This is a genomic window from Serinicoccus shuyuelongi, assembly GCF_045032955.1.
In the GTDB taxonomy this organism is placed as follows: Bacteria; Actinomycetota; Actinomycetes; order Actinomycetales; family Dermatophilaceae; genus Ornithinicoccus.
The window spans coordinates 63,394-87,045 of record NZ_JBJFZU010000003.1; the positions used below are offsets into that span (position 1 = coordinate 63,394).

Annotated in this window: 22 protein-coding genes; all 22 read left to right on the plus strand. The window is 73.4% G+C overall.

Annotated features, from left to right (window positions below; all coding sequences use genetic code 11):
- Nucleotides 1-279: 279 nt before the first annotated feature.
- The 22 genes from mraZ (at nt 280) to ACI3EY_RS04865 (ending at nt 23,649) form a co-directional block, all read left to right on the plus strand.
- Nucleotides 280-714, plus strand: a complete 435-nt coding sequence (gene mraZ / locus ACI3EY_RS04760) for a division/cell wall cluster transcriptional repressor MraZ (RefSeq protein WP_405037925.1) — start codon at nt 280-282, stop codon at nt 712-714.
- A gap of 186 nt (nt 715-900) precedes the next feature.
- On the plus strand, nt 901-1,944 hold the full coding sequence (gene rsmH, locus ACI3EY_RS04765; protein ID WP_405037737.1) for a 16S rRNA (cytosine(1402)-N(4))-methyltransferase RsmH: 1,044 nt from the start codon (nt 901-903) through the stop codon (nt 1,942-1,944).
- Complete coding sequence (gene ftsL / locus ACI3EY_RS04770) at nt 1,941-2,387, plus strand: cell division protein FtsL (protein WP_405037738.1); 447 nt, start codon at nt 1,941-1,943, stop codon at nt 2,385-2,387. The genes rsmH and ftsL overlap by 4 nt, the downstream gene beginning before the upstream one ends.
- Nucleotides 2,388-2,400: 13 nt before the next feature.
- Complete coding sequence (locus tag ACI3EY_RS04775) at nt 2,401-4,305, plus strand: peptidoglycan D,D-transpeptidase FtsI family protein (protein WP_405039590.1); 1,905 nt, start codon at nt 2,401-2,403, stop codon at nt 4,303-4,305.
- Entirely contained in the window at nt 4,302-5,768 is a 1,467-nt protein-coding gene (locus ACI3EY_RS04780) for a UDP-N-acetylmuramoyl-tripeptide--D-alanyl-D-alanine ligase (protein WP_405037740.1), read from the plus strand. Before ACI3EY_RS04775 ends, ACI3EY_RS04780 begins: the two co-directional genes overlap by 4 nt.
- Entirely contained in the window at nt 5,768-6,883 is a 1,116-nt protein-coding gene (gene mraY / locus ACI3EY_RS04785; RefSeq protein ID WP_405037741.1) for a phospho-N-acetylmuramoyl-pentapeptide-transferase, read from the plus strand. Before ACI3EY_RS04780 ends, mraY begins: the two co-directional genes overlap by 1 nt.
- The gene (gene murD / locus ACI3EY_RS04790; protein ID WP_405039591.1) at nt 6,880-8,397 is read left to right on the plus strand and encodes a UDP-N-acetylmuramoyl-L-alanine--D-glutamate ligase; all 1,518 of its coding nucleotides are present in this window, start codon (nt 6,880-6,882) and stop codon (nt 8,395-8,397) included. The genes mraY and murD overlap by 4 nt, the downstream gene beginning before the upstream one ends.
- The gene (ftsW, locus tag ACI3EY_RS04795) at nt 8,394-9,749 is read left to right on the plus strand and encodes a putative lipid II flippase FtsW (RefSeq protein ID WP_405039592.1); all 1,356 of its coding nucleotides are present in this window, start codon (nt 8,394-8,396) and stop codon (nt 9,747-9,749) included. Before murD ends, ftsW begins: the two co-directional genes overlap by 4 nt.
- Nucleotides 9,746-10,858 (plus strand): undecaprenyldiphospho-muramoylpentapeptide beta-N-acetylglucosaminyltransferase, encoded by a 1,113-nt coding sequence (gene murG, locus ACI3EY_RS04800; RefSeq protein WP_405039593.1) that lies wholly within the window; start codon nt 9,746-9,748, stop codon nt 10,856-10,858. The genes ftsW and murG overlap by 4 nt, the downstream gene beginning before the upstream one ends.
- Nucleotides 10,855-12,339, plus strand: a complete 1,485-nt coding sequence (gene murC / locus ACI3EY_RS04805; RefSeq protein WP_405039594.1) for a UDP-N-acetylmuramate--L-alanine ligase — start codon at nt 10,855-10,857, stop codon at nt 12,337-12,339. Before murG ends, murC begins: the two co-directional genes overlap by 4 nt.
- Entirely contained in the window at nt 12,336-13,091 is a 756-nt protein-coding gene (locus ACI3EY_RS04810) for a cell division protein FtsQ/DivIB (RefSeq protein WP_405039595.1), read from the plus strand. Before murC ends, ACI3EY_RS04810 begins: the two co-directional genes overlap by 4 nt.
- Before the next feature lie 126 nt (nt 13,092-13,217).
- Nucleotides 13,218-14,495 (plus strand): cell division protein FtsZ, encoded by a 1,278-nt coding sequence (gene ftsZ / locus ACI3EY_RS04815; protein WP_405039596.1) that lies wholly within the window; start codon nt 13,218-13,220, stop codon nt 14,493-14,495.
- 389 nt (nt 14,496-14,884) lie between these two features.
- Entirely contained in the window at nt 14,885-15,097 is a 213-nt protein-coding gene (locus ACI3EY_RS04820; RefSeq protein WP_405039597.1) for a Flp family type IVb pilin, read from the plus strand.
- 124 nt (nt 15,098-15,221) lie between these two features.
- Nucleotides 15,222-15,608: a TadE/TadG family type IV pilus assembly protein gene (locus ACI3EY_RS04825; protein ID WP_405039598.1), complete on the plus strand. Its 387-nt coding sequence runs from the start codon at nt 15,222-15,224 to the stop codon at nt 15,606-15,608.
- Nucleotides 15,596-16,600 (plus strand): pilus assembly protein TadG-related protein, encoded by a 1,005-nt coding sequence (locus ACI3EY_RS04830; protein WP_405039599.1) that lies wholly within the window; start codon nt 15,596-15,598, stop codon nt 16,598-16,600. Before ACI3EY_RS04825 ends, ACI3EY_RS04830 begins: the two co-directional genes overlap by 13 nt.
- A 25-nt stretch (nt 16,601-16,625) precedes the next feature.
- Nucleotides 16,626-17,495 carry a Flp pilus assembly protein CpaB gene (cpaB, locus tag ACI3EY_RS04835; protein ID WP_405039600.1) on the plus strand — a complete coding sequence of 290 codons (870 nt, stop codon included), beginning with the start codon at nt 16,626-16,628 and terminating at the stop codon, nt 17,493-17,495.
- Nucleotides 17,492-18,682, plus strand: a complete 1,191-nt coding sequence (locus ACI3EY_RS04840) for an AAA family ATPase (RefSeq protein WP_405039601.1) — start codon at nt 17,492-17,494, stop codon at nt 18,680-18,682. The genes cpaB and ACI3EY_RS04840 overlap by 4 nt, the downstream gene beginning before the upstream one ends.
- Nucleotides 18,679-20,217, plus strand: a complete 1,539-nt coding sequence (locus tag ACI3EY_RS04845; RefSeq protein ID WP_405039602.1) for a CpaF family protein — start codon at nt 18,679-18,681, stop codon at nt 20,215-20,217. Before ACI3EY_RS04840 ends, ACI3EY_RS04845 begins: the two co-directional genes overlap by 4 nt.
- The gene (locus ACI3EY_RS04850) at nt 20,214-21,164 is read left to right on the plus strand and encodes a type II secretion system F family protein (RefSeq protein WP_405039603.1); all 951 of its coding nucleotides are present in this window, start codon (nt 20,214-20,216) and stop codon (nt 21,162-21,164) included. The genes ACI3EY_RS04845 and ACI3EY_RS04850 overlap by 4 nt, the downstream gene beginning before the upstream one ends.
- Nucleotides 21,164-22,054, plus strand: coding sequence for a type II secretion system F family protein (locus ACI3EY_RS04855; protein ID WP_405039604.1), 891 nt, complete (start codon nt 21,164-21,166; stop codon nt 22,052-22,054). Before ACI3EY_RS04850 ends, ACI3EY_RS04855 begins: the two co-directional genes overlap by 1 nt.
- 34 nt (nt 22,055-22,088) lie before the next feature.
- On the plus strand, nt 22,089-22,898 hold the full coding sequence (locus ACI3EY_RS04860; RefSeq protein ID WP_405039605.1) for a purine nucleoside phosphorylase YfiH/LACC1 family protein: 810 nt from the start codon (nt 22,089-22,091) through the stop codon (nt 22,896-22,898).
- Between the two features lies 1 nt (nt 22,899).
- A complete protein-coding gene (locus ACI3EY_RS04865) occupies nt 22,900-23,649 on the plus strand; it encodes a YggS family pyridoxal phosphate-dependent enzyme (RefSeq protein WP_405039606.1) in 750 nt (249 codons plus the stop codon).
- The last annotated feature ends 3 nt before the right edge of the window (nt 23,650-23,652 follow it).

Sequence of the window (23,652 nt, forward strand, 5' to 3'; positions counted from 1 at the left end):
GCTCCACCTGGCCGCCCTGCCGTGCATCTGCCACGAGGTGCGCCCCGCTGACCTGCGCGTATGCCGTCGGCCGGGACAGTCGGACTCCGGTGAGGGCCTGAGGGGCCGTCCTCGAGCGGTGACTCTCCTCCACTCCGCCCCACCGCTCTTGACCTGCTGTTTCATCGGAAATTTTGCCGTCGGGCGGGGTGAGTTGCTGGCCGGGGTGGGGGAAAGTGGAGTAGGGTGGGGGCACTTGGAGTTGCACAGGCCATCGAGCGAGCGAAGGGGGTGGTGCGCGTGCTCTTCCTCGGCACCCACACACCCAAGCTCGACGACAAGGGACGGATGTTCCTGCCGGCCAAGTTCCGCGAGCGCCTCGCCGGTGGCCTGGTCGTCACCCGTGGCCAGGAGCACTGCCTCTACGTCTTCGCGCAGTCCGAGTTCGAGCGCGTCGTCCAGCAGTGGCAGGACAGCCCGACCTCCAGCAAGGTGGTCCGCGACTACCAGCGGATCTTCCTCTCGGGTGCCTCGGACGAGATCCCCGACAAGCAGGGACGGATCACGATCCCCACCCTGCTGCGCACCTACGCCGGCCTCAGCTCGGAGTGCACCGTCATCGGTGCCGGCAACCGGCTCGAGGTGTGGGACAGCCAGGCCTGGGCGACCTACCTGGAGCGCCAGGAGCAGGCCTTCGCCGAGCAGTCGGAGGAGGTGGTCCCCGGACTGATGTGACCGCGGCCCTCCACGGCCGGCGCCCGGCCCTCTCCCGTCCACCCGGCGCCCCGACTCCACTTCCCCGGAGCCGGGACGCAGCACCGCTCCCGACCCGACTTCCCCCGGGCCGGGGCCGGCAGGTGGACGGTGGGGGACCAGGCGCCGGGGGTGGGAGCAGCATCACCATCCAGGGACCGACGCACGATGACGACGAACGCACCACGGGACACCCAGGACCGGCACGTCCCGGTCCTGCTGTCGCGCTGCGTGGAGCTGCTGGCCCCCGCCCTGCAGCACCCCGGGTCCGTCCTGGTGGACGGCACGCTGGGGATGGGCGGGCACACCGAGGCGGTGCTGCAGGCCTGTCCCGCGGCCCGGGTCGTCGGCATCGACCGGGACCCGCAGGCCCTGGAGCTGGCCACCCGGCGGCTGGCCGCCCACGGGGACCGCTTCACCCCCGTGCACGCGGTCAGCGACGACCTCCCCGAGACACTGGCCGAGCTGGGGCTCGCCCGTGCCGACGCGGTGCTCTACGACCTGGGGGTGTCCTCGCTCCAGCTGGACGAGCCGGAGCGCGGCTTCGCCTACCGGCACGACGCCCCGCTGGACATGCGGATGGACCAGAGCACCGGGCCGACCGCCGCGGAGGTGCTCAACACCTACGGCATCGACGAGCTCCAGCGGGTGCTGCGCGACTACGGCGAGGAGCGCTTCGCCCGCCCCATCGCCCGGGCCGTGCTGCGACGCCGCGAGACCGAGCCCTTCACCACCTCCGGCCCGTTGGTGCAGCTGCTGCACGACGTGGTGCCGGACGCCTCCCAGCGCACCGGGGGGCACCCCGCCAAGCGCACCTTCCAGGCGCTGCGGATCGAGGTGAACTCCGAGCTCGCCGTCTGGCGCGAGGGGCTGACCGGGGCGCTCGCCTCGTTGGCCGTCGGCGGCCGCATCGTCGTCCTGTCCTACCACTCGCTCGAGGACCGCATCACCAAGCGTGGGCTGGCCGCAGGAGCGACCAGCTCGGCGCCGCCGGACCTGCCCGTCGAGCTGCCCGAGCACCAGCCCTGGCTGCGCCTGCTGACCCGGGGCGCGGAACGGGCGGACGAGCAGGAGCAGGCGGCCAACCCGCGCTCCGCCTCGGTCCGGCTGCGTGCCGCCGAGCGTCTCCGCTCCACCCCCGACCAGCGCCCCGACCGGCCGTCCGCACGACGACCGGACCCGTCCGAGCCTTCCCGCGAGGAGTCCGTATGAGCCAGATGACCGTCTCCGCCCGGCTGGGGCGTACGCCCTTCCGTCAGGCCCGGGTGGGTGCCCGCGTGGTGGACGCCGCCCCGACCAACCGCAACGCCGGCTTCCTGCTGCTGTGCGCCCTCGTCGTCGCACTGACCTTCACCGCGGTGCTGCTGCTCAACACCGTCCGCGCCGAAGGCTCCTACGTGCTGAGCCGGCTCGGGGTGGAGGCCACCGCGCTGCACGACCAGAAGGCGACGCTGGCCGAGGAGCTGGCCGGCAAGGAGTCCTCCGAGAGCCTGGCCCGCGCCGCGGACAAGCTCAAGATGGTGCCGTCGACGTCCACCGCGACGCTGCGCCTCTCCGACGGGTCGATCACCGGCGTGGCGTCCAAGGTGGACGGCTCGCGCACGCTTACCGTTGATCTGCCGTCGACGGGCACGGCTCCGCCGAAGGACAACTGATCAAGGGGTGACCGTGGCATCAGCACGCAACGGTCGCCGGCCCCGCAGCCGCGGTGCCGTCGCCGCCGGGGTCGCCCACCCCGCCCGACGGGCCCGCGTCCTCATGGTCGGCGTCATGATCGTCCTCAGCCTCTTCGCCGCCCAGCTGGTGCGGCTGCAGGGCCTGGACGCGGCCAGCGTCTCCGCGGCCGCCCTCGACGGACGGTTGCAGGTCAAGGCCATCCCGGCCGCCCGCGGCAGCATCACCGACGTCGACGGCGACGCCCTGGCGGTCAGCGTCGAGCGCCGCCGCATCGTGGCCGACCCCACCCTGGTCGTGGACTACGAGCGGCGCGAGGAGGGCCCGGACGGCACCAACGAGGTCGTCGGCGAGGGCTACGTCGCCGCCGCGGAGGTCGTCGCCGAGATCACCGACGAGGACGCCGCGGACGTGCTGGCCAAGCTGACCGATCCCGACGAGCCCCGCTGGACGGTGCTGGTCGCGGACGCCTCGCCGCAGGAGTGGCAGGAGCTGCGCGCCGAGGGCGTGCGCGGCCTCGCCGCCGAGGAGGTCATGCGCCGCGACTACCCGATCGGCGAGGCGGCCGCCCCGCTGGTCGGCTGGGTGGGGGCCGGGGAGCTGCCCGCCGGCGGGATGGAGCTGGTCCGGGACGAGGACCTCACCGGCGAGCCCGGCGAGGCCGTCTACGAGGTGGGCAGCAGCGGCGAGATCATCAGCACCGGGCTCTCCGAGGAGGACCCCGCCGTCCCCGGCGAGGACCTGCGGCTGACCATCGACGCCGACCTGCAGTGGCGCGCCTACGACGCGGTCCGCACCCGGGTCAAGGAGGCCGGGGCGCTCTCCGGCTACGCCGCCGTCATGGAGGTCGAGACCGGCCGGCTGATGGCGCTGACCAGCTACCCGTCCTTCGACCCCACGGACTCCACGCAGGAGGCCGAGGACATGCGCAACGCGGCCGTCGAGGACGTCTACGAGCCGGGGTCCACCTCCAAGCTCATCACCGCCGCCGCCGCCCTCGAGGAGGGCATCGTGGAGGCCGACAGCCCGATCGAGGTGCCGACCACGATGTCCCGGGCGGGGACCCGGTTCCGGGACTCCGAGCAGCACCCGTTGCAGAACCTGACCTTCGGCGGGGTGCTGGCCAAGTCCTCCAACATGGGCACGATCCTCTACGGCGAGAAGCTCTCCGACCAGCAGCTCTACGACTGGATGCGCACCTTCGGGATCGGCGACACCACGGGCCTCGGGCTGCCGGGGGAGTCCGCCGGCCTGGTCCCTGAGCCGGCCACCTGGAGCGCCACCACCCGGTACACCTTCATGTTCGGCCAAGGGCTGTCCAGCACCCTGCTGCAGCAGCTCGGCGTCTTCCAGACGGTGGCCAACGGCGGCGTCCGGGTGCCACCCAGCGTGATCGCCGGCACCGTGGACGAGGAGGGCCGGTACACCGAGGAGAGCGTCCCCGAGGGGACCCGGGTGATCTCCGAGGAGACGGCGTCCACCCTCACCGAGATCATGCAGGGGGTGCCCTCCACCGGCGGCACCGCACCGCTGGCCGCGGTGCCCGGTCACCACGTGGCGGGCAAGACCAGCACCGCGACCCGGGTGGACCCCGACACCGGCCGCTACACCGGCGGGGTGACCTCGAGCTTCATGGGGTATGCCCCCGCGGACGACCCGAAGTACGTGGTCGCCGTGGTCATCCAGCGGCCCACCAAGATCAGCGAGTACGGCGGGATCATCGCCGGACCGGTCTTCTCCGACATCATGCGCTACACCTTGCAGAAGGAGGGCGTGCCGCCGGCCTCCACGCCCCCGGTCGAGGTCGAGCTCGAGTACGACCCCGAGGACCCGGACCCGGACGAGCCCGGTGCCACACTGGACGACAACGCCATCAAGGACGAAAGGACCGGTGGGTGATCCCCCTGACCCTCCGCGAGATCGCCGGGCTGACCGGCGGCCAGGTGCACCCCGGTGACCCGGGGACGCAGGACCTGCTCGTCACCGGTCCGGTGGTCACCGACTCCCGGGAGGCCGGTGCCGGCGCGCTCTACGTGGCCCGGCGGGGCGAGCACGCGGACGGCCACGACTACGTCGCGGCCGCCGCCGGACGCGGGGCCACCGCGGCGCTCACCACCCGCCCGGTCGAGGACCTGCCCTGCGTGGTCGTCACCGAGGACCCGCAGCGCCTCTCGGAGCGGCCCGACCGCCCGCCCTACGACGCGGTCACCCGTGCCTTCGCGGCGCTCGGGCGCGAGGTGCTGGACCGGTGCTCGGCCAGCGGAGGGCTGCACGTGGTCGGGATCACCGGTTCCTCCGGGAAGACCTCCACCAAGGACCTGATGGCCCAGGTGGTGGCCGCCCTCGGCCCGACGCTGGCGCCGGAGGCCTCCTACAACTCCGAGGTCGGCGTCCCGTTGACGGTCTGCCGGCTGACCGAGGACACCTGCTACCTGATCGCCGAGATGGGCGCCTCCGGGGCCGGGCACATCACCCACCTGACCGGGGTCGCCCCGCCCGAGGTGGCCGTGGTGCTCAACGTGGGCACCGCCCACCTGGGCGAGTTCGGCTCCCGGGAGGCCATCGCGGTCGCCAAGGGCGAGCTGGTCGACGCGCTGCCCGCCGGCGGGCTGGCGGTGCTGAACGCGGACGACCCGGTGGTGGCCGCGATGGCCGACCGGGCCGCCGCGGTCGGCGCCCGCACCCTGCTGGTCGGGCGCGGGGAGCACGCGCAGGTGCGCGCCACCGACCTCAGCACCGACGCCGGCGGGCGTCCCCGGTTCGTCCTGCACGCCCCGGACGCCCCCGAGGGTGGGGTGCCGGTCTCCCTGCGGCTGGTCGGCGAGCACCACGTCGGCAACGCGCTGGCCGTCGCGGCGGTCGCCCACGAGTGGGGTATGCCCTGGCCCCGGGTCGCGGACGCGCTCGGCGCGGCCGGCGCCACCTCGCGCTGGCGGATGGAGGTCACCGAGCGCCCCGACGGGGTGCGGGTGGTCAACGACGCCTACAACGCCAACCCCGACTCCACCGCCGCCGCCCTGCGGGCGCTGGCCTCGATGCGCGGTGAGCAGGGCCGGGCCGTGGCCGTGCTCGGCGGGATGCTCGAGCTCGGCGCCGACAGCGACGCCGAGCACGCCGGGGTCGGGGCGCTCGCCGCCAGGCTCGGCGTCGACCACCTGGTCACGGTGGGGCAGCTCGCCGGGCCGGCGGCGACGGCATACCTGGACGGGGGCGGCGCCCACGTCGACCGGGTCGCCGACCGGCACGAGGCCCGCGCCCTTCTCGAGGGCCTGCTGCGCGACGGTGACGTGGTGCTGCTCAAGAGCAGCCGCGACTCCGGGCTGCGGCTGCTCGGCGACGAGCTCGCGGAGGTCGGTCGCTGATGGTCAACGTGCTGCTGGCCGGTGGGGTGGCGCTGGTCTGCGCCCTCTTCGGCACCCCGCTGTTCATCAAGTTCCTGGTGCGCCGCGGCTACGGGCAGTTCATCCGCGACGACGGCCCCACCTCCCACCACACCAAGCGTGGCACCCCGACCATGGGTGGCGCGGTGATCATCGCCTCGACGCTGGTCGGCTACGTGGTCTCGCACCTGGCGCTGATCCTGCTCGACGTCACCGGGGTGCTGGAGGTGACCCACAGCCGGTTCACGCTGAGCGCGCTGCTGGTGCTCTTCCTCATCACCGGGCTGGGTTTCATCGGCTTCCTGGACGACTACACCAAGATCACCAAGCAGCGCAGCCTGGGCCTGACCTCGCTGGAGAAGCTGGCCGGGCAGACGGTCATCGCCATCGTCTTCGCGCTGCTCGCCCTGCTGGTCCGCGGGGACAGCTCCCGCGCGCCCGCCTCCACCGCCATCTCCTTCGTCCGGGACACCGCCGTCGACCTGGCCTTCTTCGGGCCGGTGATTGGGGTCATCCTCTTCATCCTGTGGGCGAACGTGCTCATCGCCGGCGCCTCCAACGGCGTCAACCTCACCGACGGCCTGGACGGCCTGGCCACCGGGGCCAGCGTCATGGTCTTCGCCGCGTACTCGGTGATCGGCATCTGGCAGTACAACCAGAACTGCCAGCTGGCGCCGGGACCCAACTGCTACGACGTCCGGGACGCCCTGGACCTGGCGGTGGTCGCCTGCTCGGTGGCCGGCGCCTGCTTCGGCTTCCTGTGGTGGAACGCCGCCCCGGCCAAGATCTTCATGGGCGACACCGGCTCGCTGGCGCTCGGCGGTGGCCTCGCCGGGATGGCGATCCTCACCCACACCCAGCTGCTGCTGGCGGTGCTGGGCGGGCTCTTCGTCATCATCACCCTGTCGGTGATCATCCAGGTCACCTCGTTCAAGCTGACCCGACGGCGGGTCTTCCGGATGGCACCCCTGCAGCACCACTTCGAGCTCCTCGGCTGGGCCGAGGTCACCATCGTGATCCGCTTCTGGATCGTGGCCGGCATCTGCGTGGCCACCGGTCTCGGGCTCTTCTACGGCGAGTGGGTGGCGAACCTGTGAGCGCACCGCTGGAGGAGCTGACCCACCGGGACGCCGACTGGACCGGGCTGCGCGTCCTGGTCACCGGGCTGGGCGTCACCGGCTTCGCGGCCGCCGACGCGCTGATCCAGCACGGGGCGCAGGTGGTCGTGCTGGACGCGGGCAACGACAGCGAGCAGCAGCAGACCCAGGCCGGGATCCTGGGGATCCTCGGCGCCGACGTCCGGCTGGGCCCCGAGCACACCCTGGCCTGGCCGGAGGACGTCGAGGTGGACGTGGTCGTCACCTCGCCGGGCTGGCGCCCGGACCAGCCGGTGCTCGCCGCCGCGGCGGCGAACGGCATACCCGTGTGGAGCGAGATCGAGCTGGCCTGGCGGTTGCGGCCCCGGGTCGGTGCCGCGCCCTGGCTGGTGGTGACCGGCACCAACGGCAAGACCACCACCGTGCAGCTGCTGGAGAGCATGCTGCGGGCGGCGGGGCTGCGCGCGATCGCCACCGGCAACGTGGGCACCCCGGTGCTGGACGCGGTGCAGCACCCCGAGCCCTACGACGTGATCGCGGTCGAGCTGTCCAGCTTCCAGCTGCACTTCACCCACAGCATGAGCCCGCTGGCCTCCTGCGTGCTGAACCTGGCCCCGGACCACGTGGACTGGCACGGCTCGCTGGAGGCGTACGCCGCCGACAAAGCGAAGATCTACCAGCGCACCCAGGTGGCTTGCGTCTACAACGTCCAGGACCCGCGGACCGAAGCCATGGTGGAGGAGGCCGAGGTGGTCGACGGGTGCCGGGCGATCGGCTTCACCGTTGGCACCCCCGCGCTGTCCATGCTGGGCGTCGTCGAGGACGTGCTGGCGGACCGGGCCTTCGTCGAGGAGCGCCGCACCTCCGCGGCCGAGCTCGGCACCTTCGAGGACCTGGCCCGCGCCTCCGGCGGAGACGGCGGCACCGCGCCGCCGCCGCACCTGGTCGCCGACGCGCTGGCCGCGGCCGCGCTGGCCCGCGCCGCCGGGATCACCCCGGCCGCCGTGCGGGAGGGTATGCGCCGCTTCCGCACCGACGCGCACCGCACCACGGTGGTGGCCGAGCAGGACGGCCTCACCTGGATCGACGACTCCAAGGCCACCAACCCGCACGCCGCGCTGGCCGCGCTGCGGGCCTACCCGGACATCGTCTGGGTGGCCGGCGGCCAGCTCAAGGGCGCCGACGTGGACGCGCTGGTGGCGGAGGTGGCGCCCCGGCTGCGCGGCGTGGTGCTGCTGGGCGCCGACCGCGAGCAGATCGCCCTCGCCCTGGCCCGACACGCCCCGGATGTGCCGGTGCAGGACGTGGGCGTCACGGACCATGGGGACATGCCTGCGCTGACCCGGATGATGGACGACGTCGTCGCCCGGAGCGCGGTCCTCGCCCGGCCCGGCGACGTGGTGCTGCTCTCCCCGGCCGCGGCCTCCCTCGACATGTTCCCCAGCTACGGCAGCCGCGGCGACACCTTCGCCGCCGCCGTGCGCCGGCACCTGGGCCTGGGGGAGGGCGGATGACCGCCACCCTGGACCGGCCCAGCGCCGGACGGACCTCCGCGGCGCGCCCGCGCAGCGGCGCCGGCTCGTCGGGCACACCCGAGCCGGGCTGGAGCCGCGAGTCGGTGGGCCAGTGGCTCCGCTCCCCGGTGGCGCCCTACTACCTGGTGCTCGTCGCGGCGTCGGTGCTGACCGGCCTCGGCCTGGTGATGGTGCTCTCCGCCTCCAGCGTCGGCTCCTACCTGGAGAGCGGCAGCTCCTACACCGTCTTCCTCAACCAGCTCGCCTACGCCGCCGCCGGTGTGGTGCTCGCGGTCATCGGCTCACGGCTCCCGGTCCGGGTCTGGCGCCGGCTGGCCTGGCCGGCGATCTTCCTCGCGCTGGCCCTGCAGCTGGCGGTCTTCACCCCGATGGGCATCGAGTTCCAGGGCAACCGGAACTGGATCTCCCTCGGCGGCCGCACCGTGCAACCCTCCGAGCTCGGCAAGGTGGCCCTGGTGGTCTTCGGCGCCGCGGTGCTCGCGACCAAGCGCAAGGTGATGCACCGGCCGATGCACGCGGCGGTGCCGCTGGTGCTGCCCTTCGGTCTGCTGCTGGTCGGGCTGGTGCTGCAGGGCCATGACCTGGGCACCGGGATGATCATGCTCGCGATCGTCGTCGGCCTCCTCTGGGCCGGCGGCCTGCCGGCCCGCTGGTTCCTCGGTCTGGGCGCGGTGGCCGGCGTGGGCGTCGCGGTGCTCGCCGCGGGGAGCGCGAACCGGATGCAGCGCATCCAGACCTGGATCGGCGGCATCTGCGACAACCCGCACGTGGAGGGCTGCTTCCAGAAGGTGCACGCGGAGTACGCCCTCGCCGACGGCGGCTGGTGGGGCCTCGGCCTGGGCGAGTCCCGGGAGAAGTGGGGCCTGCTGCCGGAGCCGCACAACGACTTCATCCTGGCGATCATCGGTGAGGAGCTGGGGCTGCCCGGCACCCTGACGGTGCTGGTGCTCTTCGCCGTCCTCGCCTACGCCTGCTTCCGCATCATCACCGCGGCCGAGGACCCCTTCACCCGGCTCGCCGCCTCCGGCATCATGGTCTGGTTCCTGGGTCAGGCGCTGCTGAACATCGGCTCCGTCATCGGGATGTTCCCGATCATCGGGGTGCCCCTGCCGCTGGTCTCCAGCGGCGGGTCGGCGCTGATCTCGGCCCTCCTCGGGGTCGGTCTGCTGCTGGCGCTGGCCCGGTCGCTGCCCGGTGCCGAGGCCTCGCTGAACGGCCGCTCCTCAGTGCTCAGCCGCACCCTCGCCGCGGTGCCCACGGCCTCCGGCCGGAGCCGGGACACCGGCGCACGGACCCGGCGGGGCGGCTCCCGCACCGGCGGGCGACGGTGAGCGCCGGCACCCGTCGGCCGTTGTCCGTGGTCCTGGCCGGAGGCGGGTCGGCCGGCCACGTCAACCCGCTGCTGGCCACCGCGGACGCCCTGCGCCGGCACGTGCCGGACGTGACGATCGGCGTGCTGGGGACGGCCGAGGGCCTGGAGGCGCGGCTGGTGCCGGCCCGCGGGTACGAGCTGACCGTGGTGCCCAAGGTCCCTTTCCCGCGCCGTCCCGGCCCCGGCCTGGTCCGTTTCCCGGGGTCGCTGCGGCGGGCCGTCGGCACCGCGCTGGCCGCGGTCCGGGGGGCCGACGCGGACGTGGTCGTCGGGTTCGGCGGCTACGTCTCCACGCCGGCCTACCTCGCTGCGAGGCGGGCCGGGGTGCCGATCGTCATCCATGAGCAGAACGCCCGCCCCGGCCTGGCCAACCGGCTCGGTGCCCGGTTCACCCGGCGGGTCGCGACGACCTTCGAGAGCACCCGGCTGCCGCACGCCACCACGGTGGGGCTGCCGCTGCGCGAGGAGATCCGCGGGCTGGACCGGGACGCTCTCCGGGCAGAGGCGCTGGCCGAGTTCGGGCTGGACGAGGGTCGCCCGACGCTGCTCGTCTTCGGGGGCTCGCTCGGCGCGCAGCGGATCAACCAGGCCTTCGCCGGGGCGGCGGGCGACCTGCTGGCCGCCGGGGTCCAGGTGCTGCACCTGACCGGTGCCGGCAAGGACGTGGAGGTGGCCGCGGGTGAGCCCGGCTCCGCCCGGTACGTGGCGCTGCCCTACACCGACCGGATGGACCTGGCCTACGCGCTGGCGGACCTGGCGGTATGCCGTTCCGGCGCCGGCACCGTGTGCGAGCTGGCCGCCGTCGGGGTGCCGGCCGTCTACGTGCCGCTGCCGGTCGGCAACGGCGAGCAGCGCCTCAACGCCGCCGGGGTCGTCGCCGCCGGTGGGGGGACCCTGGTCGAGGACGCGCGGGTCGACGCCGACTGGGTCCGCGCCGAGGTCGTCCCGCTGGTCACCGACCGGGACCGGCTGGCCCGGATGGCGTACGCCGCCGCGGGCCACGGCCAACGGGACGCCGCCGACCGGCTGGTCGCCCTCATCCTCGAGGCCGCAGGACACCAGGGATGAGCGGCGGGCGTTTCGACTTCACCGCGCCCGTCCCCCCCGCCGAGGAGCTGGGACCGGTCCACTTCGTGGCGATCGGCGGGTCGGGGGTGTCCGGCGTCGCGCGGATGTTCCTGGCCCGGGGCATACCGGTGTCCGGGTCCGACCGGCAGGACAGCGCCACCCTGCGGGGACTGGAACGCGACGGTGCCCGGGTGCACGTCGGGCACGACGCCGCGCACCTGGGCGCGGCCCGGACCGTGGTCGTCTCCGGCGCTGTGCCCGAGGACAACCCCGAGCTGGCTGCCGCCCGCGCGGCCGGGCTGCGGGTGCTGCACCGGGCCCAGGGCATCAGTGCCCTGCTGCACGGGCGGTCCGCCGTCGCGGTCGCCGGGGCCAACGGCAAGACCACCACCAGCGCGATGACCACCGCCGCCCTGACCTCCGCCGGGGTCGACCCCGGCTACGTGATCGGCGCGCCGCTGCCCGGGTCCGGGACCAGCGCCGCCCCCGGAGCGCCCGGCTCACCCGTGGTGGTGGAGGCGGACGAGAGCGACGGCAGCTTCCTCACCTACCGGCCCCAGGTGGCCGTGGTGACGAACGTGCAGCCGGACCACCTGGACCACTACGGCGACGTCGCCACCCTGGAGCAGGCCTACCTCGACTTCAGCCGGACGATCACCCCGGGCGGGCTGCTGATCACCAACGCCGACGACGCCGGTGCGGTGCGGCTGGCGCACCGGGCCCGCGCGGACGGTCTCCGGGTGCTCACCTGGGGGACCGGCGGCCCATGCGCGGAGGGGCCGGACGTGCTCCTCTCTGAGCTGGACAGCCACGGGATGACGGCCTCGGGCACCCTCACCTGGACGGTGGACGCCGGGTCGGTGCAGGCAGGGACCTCCGTCCAGCTGCGGCTGCCGGCACCTGGCCTGCACACCGTGCACAACGCGACCGCCGCCGTCATGGTCGCCACCGCCGGCTACCAGCTCGCGCTGGACCGCGCGGTGGACGGGCTGGAGCGCTTCGCCGGTGCCCACCGCCGGTTCGAGCGGCTGGGGGAGCGGGCCGGCGTGGAGGTCGTCGACGACTACGCGCACAACGCGCCCAAGGTCACCGCGGTGGTGCAGGCCGCGCGCAGCGCCGCCGCCGGCCGCCGGGTGGTGGTGGCCTTCCAGCCGCACATGTTCTCCCGGGTGCAGGCGTTCTCGCCGGGTTTCGTCACCGGCCTGGCCGGGGCCGACGAGGTGCTGCTGCTGCCGATCTACGCGGCCCGTGAGCGGGCCGAGGACTTCCCGGGGGTGAGCTCGGCGCTGCTGGCCGACGCCCTGCGGGAGCGCCCGGACGGGCCCCGGGTGCACGAGGTCGATGCGGTCGCGGACGCGCCCGCGGTGCTGGCCAGGATCGTCGCCGGCGGTGAGGCCCTCGTGCTGACCGTCGGCGCCGGGGACGTCACCGAGGTGGGCCCGCGGCTGCTGGAGCTGCTGGGGCAGGGGGAGGGCCGATGAGCCGCGGACGGCTGCGCGCCCGGCTGGGTGGGCTGCGCCGGCGCACCGTGCTGCTGTGGTGCGCCGCGGTGCTCGCCCTCGCCGGTGGCATGGTCTTCCTCTTCTACTACTCCGCCGCGTTCACCGTGCAGGACGTGCAGTCCGAGGGGGCCGGGGACGAGGTCGCGGCCCGGGCGGTCGAGCTCGCGCAGATCCCGCACGGTCGTCCGCTCGCCCGGGTGTCCGAGGCACGGGTCTCCGAGCGTGTCCTCGAGGACCGTCGGATCGCGGGGGTCGAGGTCGAACGTGACTGGCCGTCGGCGGTGCGGCTGGTGGTGCAGGAGCGTGAGCCGGCGGTGGCCCTGCTCGGCGAGGGCGCGACCTGGCTGGCGGACGCCTCCGGTGTCGTCTTTGACGAGGTGGAGGAGGTCGAGGACGACCTGCCGGTGATCGCGCTGCGCGGCGACCCGACCGGTCTGGACCGGGAGACGGTCACCGGGCTGGTGGACCTATGGCAGCTGCGCCCGGACGACGAGGAGCTCGAGGGGGAGCTGGGGGCGCCCCAGGTGGACGGGGACGGCTCGATCGAGATGGAGGTCGGCGTCGTCACCCTGCTGTGGGGACCGCCGGTCGAGAACGAGAAGAAGTGGAACGTGGTCACCGCCCTGATGGGCCAGGAGACGATCGACCCGCAGGGTGGTCTGGAGATGACGATCGACGTGCGGCTGCCCGACGCGCCGGTGGTCACCGGGCTCCCCGAGGGTACGGGCTGAGCCGACCTCGACCCTCGACCTGAAGTTGAGATTCACGCTCACGGTCGGGCACGGACGTCCCGCGTATGCTCGCGCTACGCACCGCATCGCGGCGTGAGAACCCGCACCCGTTTCGAAAGGTCCACCGTGTCCGCAGCGCAGAACTACCTGGCCGTCATCAAGGTCGTCGGGATCGGTGGTGGCGGCGTCAACGCCATCAACCGGATGATCGAGGTCGGCCTCAAGGGGGTCGAGTTCATCGCGATCAACACCGACGCCCAGGCCCTGCTGATGAGCGATGCCGACGTCAAGCTCGACGTGGGCCGGGAGCTGACCCGTGGCCTCGGCGCGGGTGCCGACCCCGAGGTCGGGCGCCGCGCGGCGGAGGACCACACCGAGGAGATCGAGGAGGCCCTGCGCGGTGCCGACATGGTCTTCGTCACCGCGGGTGAGGGCGGCGGCACGGGCACCGGTGGTGCGCCGGTGGTGGCCCACATCGCCAAGTCGCTGGGTGCGCTGACCATCGGTGTGGTGACCCGCCCGTTCACCTTCGAGGGTCGCCGCCGGGCCAACCAGGCGGAGTCCGGCATCGCCACCCTGCGGGACGAGGTCGACACCCTCATCGTCATTCCCAACGACCGGCTGCTGTCCATCTCGGACCGCACGGTCTCCATGCTGGACGCCTTCCGCAGCGCGGACCAGGTGCTGCTCTCCGGTGTGCAGGGCATCACCGATCTGATCACCACCCCCGGCCTGATCAACCTGGACTTCGCGGACGTGAAGTCGGTCATGCAGGGGGCCGGCTCGGCGCTGATGGGCATCGGCTCGGCGCGGGGCGAGGACCGGGCGGTCCAGGCCGCCGAGCTGGCGATCTCGTCGCCGCTGCTGGAGGCCAGCATCGAGGGTGCACACGGTGTCCTGCTGTCCGTGCAGGGCGGCTCGGACCTGGGCCTCTTCGAGATCAACGAGGCCGCCCGCCTGGTGCAGGAGGCCGCCCACCCGGAGGCCAACATCATCTTCGGGGCGGTCATCGACGACTCCCTCGGCGACGAGGTGCGGGTCACCGTCATCGCCGCCGGCTTCGACGGGGGCTCCCCGCAGACCCGTAGCGACGAGCGGGCGCTCGGTCAGGTGCAGCCGGGCGGTGGCGCCACCCGCACGGCCCCCGCGCAGGCGCCGACCCAGCAGCAGCGTCCCCCGCAGGCGCCGCCCGCCCAGCAGCAGCGTCCCGCGCAGCCGCAGGCCCAGCCGGAGCGCGCCGGCAGCGACGAGGGCGGCCAGCAGCAGCGTCCCGAGGGGTCCGAGGGCGGAGACGACCAGCGTTCCGCGCAGGCCCCGCCGGCCCAGCAGCGCCCCGCGCAGCCGCCGCGCCAGGTGACCTTCGAGGACTCCGACGACCTGGACGTGCCCGACTTCCTGAAGTGACCTCCCCGGCTCGTCCGAGCCGCCGGCCAGCAGGCCCCCACCGCCACGGTGGGGGCCTGCTGCCGTCTGCGTCCTGTCCGTCCTCACCGGCGGAAGCTCGGCGGACGGTCCGACGGAATGGCCCGCATGAAAGCACACCTTTTCGCCCGTCCTGACCATTCTGGGTAAAGGGTTGGTCAAGGATTCTTGGGGTTTCGCTCCAAGGTATGTCCGTTACCAGATCGTGACCATCAATGCATCATTCACCACTTGTGGAGAATGCATTCTTCATGACAGAGTCTGCCTCGGCCGGAGTGAATGCCCGGCCGATCACAAAAGATCCAGATGCCGGCACTCTGACGACGTGAGGGCGGCATCGCCCCGTCCCCCCTTTCCCTGGAGGAATCGTCATGTCCAGCATCTTCTTCGCCCTCGCCACCCTCAAGGCCCGCCTGCAGGACGCCGACAAGGAGCGCGGCGCCACCGCCGTCGAGTACGGCATCATGGTGGCCCTCATCGCGGTCGTCATCATCGCTGCGGTGCTGGCTCTCGGTGGTCAGCTCAATGACGCTTTCGAGGGCGTCGGGGAGCGGCTTGGCACCGTCGGTGGTGGCGACGAGTGACCCACGGCATACCTCGATGACCGGGGCGCGGCCCTGACCCCGCGCCCCGGTCGTCGTTCTTTCCCGCACCTCGTGTTCTGCCTTTTCCCGCAGCCCTTGCTCTGACCCCTGCCAGGAGCGCCCGTTGCCCAGACCGCCCCGTGACCGCGGTGCCGCCGCCGTCGAGTTCGCCCTCGTCGCGCTGCTGCTCGTCACCCTGCTCATGGGCATCCTGGAGTTCGGCCGACTCTTCAGCATCCAGGCCAGCCTGGCCCAGGCATCTCGCGACGCGGCCCGCACGATGGCGGTCCGGGACGACACCGGTGAGGCCAGCGCCCAGTTCTACGCGACCTTCTCCCCGCTCGGCGGGGACCCCGATGCCGCGACCGTGAGCATCAGCCGGGAGGGCACCCCCGGCACGCCCGGGTGTCGCGAGGTGGTCGAGGGCTCCTACGTCGCCACCTCGGTGACCGGCTTCTTCGGCGGCAGCTTCACCCTCGGTGCCCAGGGAGCGATGCGATGCAACGGCTGACCCGACGCTCACGCTGTGCCCCGCTACCCCTGGCGCGCCCGGACGACGGCGCGGTCGCGGTCATCGTGTCCCTGCTGCTCGTCGTGCTGATCGGCTTCGTCGGGCTGGGTGTGGACGTCACCGCCGCCTACGCCAAGACCCAGGAGGCGCAGAACGGTGCCGACGCCGCCGCGCTGGGCCTGGCCCAGGCCTGCGCCACCGACGAGCTGACCTGCCCGGGGGCGGGCGACCAGCCGATGGCGCACGACCTCGCCACCGCCAACGTCCGGCACCAGGTGGACACGGTGACCACCGCGGTGGACTACCCGGCGGCCACCCAGGTCCGTGCCACCGTCTCCGCGGAGTCGGAGAACGCCTTCGTCCGGCTCTTCGGGGTGGACTCGTTCACCGTCCGCGAGACGGCCACCGCGGTCTGGGGGGCGCCCACCCGCGGCGTCTCCGGTCTTCCGCTCACCTTCTCGCTGTGCCAGTTCGACAAGCAGGGAGGCAGCTCGGGGACCGCTGCGACGGTCTACCTGACCAAGTCCTCGGACGCCGAGTGCGTGCTTCCCACCAGCGGCAACACCATGCCGGGTGGGTTCGGCTACATCGGTGACGGCGGCGGCTGCGGCGCCGAGGTGAGCGTCGACGGCTGGGTCGAGGCCACCACCGGCAACACGCCCAAGGACTGCTCGGCGAGCGACCTGACCCCGCTGGTCGGCGAGGTGGTGCTGCTGCCCATCTTCGACGAGTGCGTCACCAAGAACCCGGGGAACGCCCCGGGGTGCACGGCCTCCTCCTCCCCGGCCGGTGACCGTGCCTACCGGATCCATGCGTTCGCCGCCTTCGAGCTGCACGGCTTCCACTTCGGCGGCTTGCGCTCCTCGCCGCCCTGCAGCGGCAGTGACCGCTGCATCCGGGGCCGCTTCGTCGAGTGGGTGTCGTTGGCCGACGCCTTCGAGTACGGCACCGGCCCCAACCTCGGCGCCTCCGTCGTCACCCTGGTCGACTGACCCACCACAGAGAGCAGACCCCCCCGTGATCCGTCGTGTCATCGCCGCCGTCGCCGCCCTGGTCCTGGCCGGCGTCGGGGTGCTGCTGGTGCTCTCCTACGCCGGGTCCGCCGACCGGCGGGCCATGGAGGACCAGGAGACCGTCGAGGTGTTGGTGGCCGAGGTGGCGATCGACCAGGGCACCACCGGTGAGGCGCTGACCGGGGCGGTGACCGTCCGACAGGTGCCCCGGACCTTCCTCCCCGAGGGGGTGCTCACCGACGTGGACGACCTGGACGGCACGGTGGCGGTCGTCGACGTCGCGGCCGGTGAGCAGCTGCTCGCGAGCAGGTTCCTCACCCCCGAGGAGCTGCGCTCCCGGGACGCCTTCACCCTGCCCGAGGAGGCCGAGGACCTGCACCAGCTCACCGTGCCCCTGCAGAACCCACGCGCCCTCGGCGGCAACATCGCCCCCGGGGACCGGGTCGGGGTCTTCGGCAGCTTCAGCTTCGCCCCGATCCCGGGGTACGTCCTCACCGACGACGGGCAGCTCATCCCGGACCCGGACGCACCGGCCCCGGACGCCACCGAGGAGGGGACGGACGAGGGGACAGAGGAAGACCCCGAGGAGATCAACTTCACCGACCTGCTGATGCACAAGGCCCTCGTGGTGCGGGTGGAAGGCGGGTACGTGGCCCCGCCGCCCGCGCTGGAGGGGGAGGAGGTCTCCGCGGAGGCGGCCCAGGACAGCCTGAACGTCACCATCGCCCTGGAGGCGCAGGAGGCGGCCCGGGTCATCTACGCCATGGACCACGGTCTGGTCTGGTTCACCCTGGAGCCCGAGAGCGCAGACGACGAACCGATCGACGCCATCGTCGGTGGGCTGCCCGACCGGGCCCGGAGCGTGCTCGAGTGAGCCGGGTGATGCTGGTCAGTCCGTCGCGGGACCTGGCCCGACGGGTCCGCACCGCGGTCGGTGACGACCTCACCGTGCTGGCGCCGGAGCAGCTGCCGGCCGGTCCGGCGCAGCTGCTGGCGCTGGCCACCGATCCGGACGCGGTGCGGGTCGTGCTCGTCGACGTCGGCGAGGACGACGCCGTGACGGACCGGTGCATGGACCTCTCCACCCGCCTGGAGCAGGCGTTCCCGCAGGTGGGCGTCCTGCTGGCGACGACCCGGGGGGAGGAGCTGGCGCTGCGCGCGATGCGCGCCGGGGTCCGCGACGTGCTCAGCCCGGACCTGGGGGTTGAGGACCTGCGATGGGTGCTGCGGCGCACCGAGGAGGCCTCCGCCACCCGCACCCCCGGGCCACGGGTGGACGACGTCTTCACCGGACGGGTCATCACCGTGGCCTCGCCGAAGGGCGGGGTCGGCAAGACGACGATCGCGACGAACCTCGCCGTCGGCCTGGCCGGCCAGTCGCCGCAGGGCACCGTGCTGCTGGACCTGGACCTGCAGTTCGGGGACGTCGGTGCTGCGCTGGACCTGGAGCCGGCCTCCACCCTGGGCGATCTCGTCACCGGCGCAGCGGCCCGGGACGTCATCGCGATGAAGAGCCTGCTCAGCCGGCACGGCTCGGGGCTGCACGTCATCCCGGGGGTGGCCTCGCCGGTGGAGGCGGACCGGATCAGCACCGCCCAGGTCTCCGCGTTGGTGGAGCTGCTCAAGCGGGAGTTCCGCTATGTCATCATCGACACCGCGCCGGGGCTCGGTGAGCAGACCCTGGCGGCGCTGGACCACACCACCGACCTGGTGCTGGTGACCGGCCTGGACGTCCCGGGGGTCCGCGGGCTGCGCAAGGAGCTGGCCCTGCTGGACGAGCTGGACCTGCACCCGGCGACCCGGCACGTCGTCGTCAACATGGCCGACACCTCCGGCGGGCTGTCCGTCGCCGACGTCGAGGCGACCATCGGGCGCGGCGTCGACCTGGTGGTGCCCCGGTCCCGCAAGGTGGTGCGCTCCACCAACGAGGGCCGCCCGATCGTGCTGGGCCAGCCACGGGACGCCGTCAGCAAGGGCCTGCAGACCCTCATCAGCCGGCTCGCGCCGGTCACCGACGGTGGCGGCCCTAGCGGCCGGCACCGGGGAAGGCTGGGCCGATGAACCTCGCCGACCGGCTGCGGGCGACCCGGGAGCGTCCCGGCTCCGCCGCGGCACACCCCGAGACCCCAGGGACCCCAGAGAGCCCACCACCCTCTACGCCTCCGGCCGTCCCCCCGGCGCCGGACGAGCAGGACGGTGACGCCCCTGCCCCGTCCGGGGAGCCCACCCCCGCGCCGGTGCCCCCGCCCGCACCACAGGCCAGGCCCGTCCCGGAGACGCCGCCCCCTGCTCCCGCCGAGCCGCAGACCGACGCGCTGGCCAAGATCAAGGCCGAGACCCGCGAGCAGCTCTTCAGCCGGCTCGGGTCCCGGATCTCCGACACCTCCCTGGACGAGCATCAGCTCCAGGCGCTGGTCCGGCGGGAGGTCACCGGCCTGATCAACGGCACCTCGGTGCCGCTGCGCGCGGACGAGCGCCGACGGCTGGTGGCCGAGGTCACCGACGACGTGCTCGGCTACGGGCCCCTGCAGCGCTTGCTGGACGACGACGCGGTCACCGAGATCATGGTGAACGGACCGGACAACATCTACGTCGAGGTCGGTGGGCGGCTCACCCGGTCCGGGGCCCGGTTCACCTCCGAGGAGCACCTGCGCCGCGTCATCGAACGGATCGTGGGCAAGGTGGGCCGGCGCATCGACGAGTCGTCCCCGCTGGTGGACGCCCGCCTCGAGGACGGGTCCCGGGTCAACGCGGTGATCCCCCCGCTGGCCTTCTCCGGGTCCACCCTCACCATCCGCAAGTTCGGCAAGGTGCCGATGCGGGTGCAGGACCTCGTCGACCGCGACAGCCTCACCCCGCAGATGGTGGACCTGCTCCGGGCCTGCGTCGAGGCCAAGCTCAACATCCTCGTCTCCGGCGGCACCGGCACCGGCAAGACGACCATGCTCAACGTGCTGTCCTCCTTCATCCCCGCGGAGGAGCGGATCATCACCATCGAGGACGCGGTGGAGCTGCAGCTGCAGCAGGAGCACCTGGTCCGGCTGGAGAGCCGGCCGCGCAACATCGAGGGCCGCGGCGAGATCAGCATCCGCGACCTGGTCCGCAACTCGCTGCGGATGCGCCCCGACAGGATCATCGTCGGCGAGGTCCGCGGCGGGGAGTCCCTGGACATGCTGCAGGCGATGAACACCGGCCACGACGGGTCCCTGTCCACGCTGCACGCCAACTCCCCCCGGGACGCGGTGTCCAGGCTGGAGACGATGGTGCTGATGGCCGGGATGGACCTGCCGCTGCGGGCGATCCGGGAGCAGATCTCCTCCGCCGTCGACCTCATCGTCCAGCTGACCCGGCTGCGGGACGGGACCCGGCGGGTCACCCAGGTCACCGAGGTCCAGGGCATGGAGGGGGACATCGTCACCCTGCAGGACGCGTTCGCGTTCGACTTCTCGGCCGGGGTCGACGCCGACGGCAAGTTCCTCGGCTCCACCCGGTCCACCGGGGTGCGCCCGCACTTCACCGAACGCTTCGAGGAGCAGGGGATCTCGCTGCCCCCGGGGATCTTCGACGTGGTGCTGCGAACGGGCGGTCGACGGTGAGCGCGCTGCCCGCCGGGGTGGCGCTGTGGGCCGGCGCCGCCTCCCTGGCGACCGCGCTGGCGCTCGCCGTATGGCTGCTCGTGGTGCCCTCGGGCCGGCTCCCGGTGGCGCGCCGCCGCTACGGTGCCGCGGAGGAGCCCGGCCTGCTCACCCAGGCGGCCGGGGCCACCACGGTGGTGATCGAGCGGACCCTGGCCCGCCGGGGAGGCACCCAGGCGTGGGCCACCGCCCTCGGTCTGGCCGGCATCAAGGTGGCCCTGCCCGAGTTCGTGCTGCTCGTCGGGGCGGCGGCCCTGGCCGCGCTGGCCGTGGGGCTGGTCGTCGGCAACCTCGTGGTGGGGGTGCTGCTGGCCGGCTTCACGGTGGCCGGGTCGGTCGTCTTCGTCAGTATGCGCGCCGGCGCCCGGCGCAGCGCCTTCGCCGATCAGCTGGACGACATGCTGCAGCTGCTGGCCGGGAACCTGCGGGCCGGGCACAGCATCCTGCAGTCCTTCGACTCCCTCGCCACCGAGCTGGAGGAGCCGGGCGCCACCGAGATCACCCGGGTGGTCAACCAGACCCGGGTCGGCCGCGACCTGGGCGACGCCCTGAACGACGCGGGCGAGCGGATGGACAGCGACGACTTCCGGTGGGTGGCCCAGGCCATCGCCATCCACCGGCAGGTGGGCGGCAATCTGGCCGACGTCCTCGACCAGGTGGGGGAGACCATCCGGGAGCGCAACCAGATCCGCCGCCAGGTGAAGGCGCTCGCCGCCGAGGGCAAGCTGTCCGCGCTGGTCCTGCTGGGGCTGCCGTTCGCCGTCATGCTGCTGCTGCTCGTCATCAACCCCGGCTACCTGGCACCGATGGTCAGCAACGTCCTGGGTTTCCTGATGATCGGTCTCGGCGCCGTCATGCTCAGCATCGGGGCGCTGTGGATGCGCAAGGTCATCACGGTGACGTTCTGATGGCCCCTGTCGTCCTGCTTGCCGCCGCCTGCATCGCCCTCGCGCTGCCCCTGCTCGTGTGGTCCTTCACCGCCCGCCCCGACCCGGTGCGCGAGCGCGCCCTGGTCAACCTGCAGCGGGACCTCGGTGGGCAGACGGCCCCCGACGGCCCGCAGGTGTCCGGGGGCGGCCTGGTGCAGCTGGCCGCGAGCCTCACCCCGGCGGGCAGGGTCCGGGCGCTGGACCGGTCGCTGGCCCTGGCCGGCCGCCCGGCCGCCTGGCCGTTGGAGCGGGTGCTCGTCACCAAGCTGGTCAGCACGGCGGTCACGGCCGGGGTCGCCGTGCTCCTGGTGGGGGTGTCCCCGGGCCTGAGGGCGCTGCTGTTCTGGGTAGCTGTGGTGCTGGCGGTCTGGTTCCTGCCCGACCTGCTGCTCTACAACGCCGGGATCAAGCGCCGACAGGCCGTGCAGCAGGCGCTGCCGGACGTGATGGACCAGCTCACCATCTCGGTCGACGCGGGGCTCGGTTTCGAGGCCGCGCTCGCGCACGTGGCACGCAACAGCCAGGGGCCGCTCGCCGACGAGTTCATCCGGCTGCTGCAGGACATCCAGGTGGGTGCCCCCCGCAGGGTCGCCTACGGCGCGATGGCCGACCGGGTGCACGTCCCCGACCTGCGCCGTTTCGTCCGGGCCATCATCCAGGCCGAGCAGCACGGCATCTCGATCGCCCGGGTGCTCAACACCCAGGCCAAGGAGATGCGGACCAAGCGCCGCCAGCGGGCCGAGGAGAAGGCCATGCAGGTGCCCGTCAAGGTGGTCTTCCCGCTGGTCCTCTTCATCCTGCCGGTGCTCTTCATCGTGGTCCTCGGTCCGGCGATCATCAACACGATGAACACCTTCTCGGGCATGTGAGGCCCGGCCGGCGCCGCCCGCTACCCTGCAGACCGTGTTCTTCTGGAGAGAGCGGATCGAGCCGGACGGTGACCGCTACGGCGTGGAGTGGCTGGTCACCGACCGGCACGGCGGGTCGAGCCGAGGGCCCTACGGCGAGCTGAACCTCGGCGCGCACGTGGGTGACCTCCCCGAGGCGGTGGAGACCAACCGGCACCGCCTCGCCCACGCGCTGGGTCTGCGGCTCGGCGACCTGCGCCTGATGGACCAGCAGCACGGGTGCTCCGTCGCGCTCACCCCTGGCACCGGGACCGGGACAGCCGTCGCGACCGCCTCGACCGCCCTGACGACGGCGTCCACTGACGCCGCACCGCCCGCCCCGGCGGCCGACGCCCTGGTCGGCGACCGCGCCGACGAGGCGCTGGTGGTGCTGGTCGCCGACTGCGTCCCGGTGCTGCTGGTGGACCGGACCGCAGGCCTCGCGGCCGCCGTGCACGCCGGCCGGCCGGGCCTGCTCGCGGGCGTCGTGCCCGCGGCGGTGCAGGCCCTCACCGACCTGGGTGCGCGGGACCTCGAGGCGGTCGTCGGTCCCTCCGTGTGCCCCCTCTGCTACGAGGTCCCCGCCGAGCTCCGCGACCGGGCGGCGGAGGTCGTCCCGGCCGCCGTCGCGGTCAGCCGGTCGGGGACCCCGGCGATCGACGTGGGGGCCGGGGTGGTCGACCAGCTGACGGCAGCCGGCGTCGTCCTGCGCCGGCTGCCGGGCTGCACCCGGGAGCGACCCGATCTCTACTCCTATCGCCGGGACGGCAGCACCGGTCGCTTCGCCGGGGTCGTCCGCCTGCTGGCGCCCGAGCAGGCGGCCTGAGATGGGTCGGTCCGAGGAGCTGCGGGAGCGGCTGGGCGCCGTCCGGTCACGCATCGACGCGGCCTGCGCGGCCGCCGGCCGGGACCCGCACGAGGTGACCCTGGTCGCGGTGACCAAGTTCTTCCCGTCCGCCGACGTGGAGATCCTCGCCGGGCTCGGCGTCGAGCACATCGGTGAGAGCCGGGACCAGGAGGCGGGGGAGAAGGTCGCCTCGCTGCCCGCCTCCGTCCGGGAGCGCCTGCAGGTGCACTTCGTGGGGCAGCTGCAGCGCAACAAGGCACGCCGGGTCGCCGGGTATGCCGACGTGGTCCACTCGGTGGACCGGGCCCGGCTGGTGTCGGCGCTGGACGCCGGGCGCGTCCAGGCGCGGGCCGACGGCGAGGTGGACGGGCCGCTGGGCGTGCTGCTCCAGGTCGACCTGGGGGAGGGGGAGCAGGCCGGCAGGGGCGGCGTCGCCCCGGCCGACCTGGACGCGCTCGCCGGTGCCGTCGCCGAGGCCGAGCAGTTGCGCCTGCGCGGGGTGATGGCGATCGCCCCCCTGGGTTTGGACGAGGCCGGGGTCAGGTCCGCCTTCGACCGGCTGGCCGCGCTCGGTGAGCGGATCCGGCATACCGCGGGGACCGGCCCGGAGCGGGAGGCGACGTGGATGTCGGCCGGGATGAGCGGGGACCTCGAGGTCGCCGTCGCGGCGGGCGCGACACACCTGCGTGTCGGGAGCGCAATCCTGGGTTCCCGTCCCGACCCCCGGTAGCGT

What these genes read in the sequence shown, in the direction of transcription:
- ftsL (WP_405037738.1), top strand. Translation starts at nt 1,941, where the DNA reads ATGAGCCAGATGACCGTCTCCGCCCGGCTGGGGCGTACGCCCTTCCGT.
- ACI3EY_RS04820 (WP_405039597.1), top strand. Translation starts at nt 14,885, where the DNA reads ATGTCCAGCATCTTCTTCGCCCTCGCCACCCTCAAGGCCCGCCTGCAG.
- ftsW (WP_405039592.1), top strand. Translation starts at nt 8,394, where the DNA reads ATGACCGCCACCCTGGACCGGCCCAGCGCCGGACGGACCTCCGCGGCG.
- ACI3EY_RS04830 (WP_405039599.1), top strand. Translation starts at nt 15,596, where the DNA reads ATGCAACGGCTGACCCGACGCTCACGCTGTGCCCCGCTACCCCTGGCG.
- ACI3EY_RS04855 (WP_405039604.1), top strand. Translation starts at nt 21,164, where the DNA reads ATGGCCCCTGTCGTCCTGCTTGCCGCCGCCTGCATCGCCCTCGCGCTG.
- ACI3EY_RS04865 (WP_405039606.1), top strand. Translation starts at nt 22,900, where the DNA reads ATGGGTCGGTCCGAGGAGCTGCGGGAGCGGCTGGGCGCCGTCCGGTCA.
- ACI3EY_RS04845 (WP_405039602.1), top strand. Translation starts at nt 18,679, where the DNA reads ATGAACCTCGCCGACCGGCTGCGGGCGACCCGGGAGCGTCCCGGCTCC.
- mraY (WP_405037741.1), top strand. Translation starts at nt 5,768, where the DNA reads ATGGTCAACGTGCTGCTGGCCGGTGGGGTGGCGCTGGTCTGCGCCCTC.
- ACI3EY_RS04810 (WP_405039595.1), top strand. Translation starts at nt 12,336, where the DNA reads ATGAGCCGCGGACGGCTGCGCGCCCGGCTGGGTGGGCTGCGCCGGCGC.
- rsmH (WP_405037737.1), top strand. Translation starts at nt 901, where the DNA reads ATGACGACGAACGCACCACGGGACACCCAGGACCGGCACGTCCCGGTC.
- murC (WP_405039594.1), top strand. Translation starts at nt 10,855, where the DNA reads ATGAGCGGCGGGCGTTTCGACTTCACCGCGCCCGTCCCCCCCGCCGAG.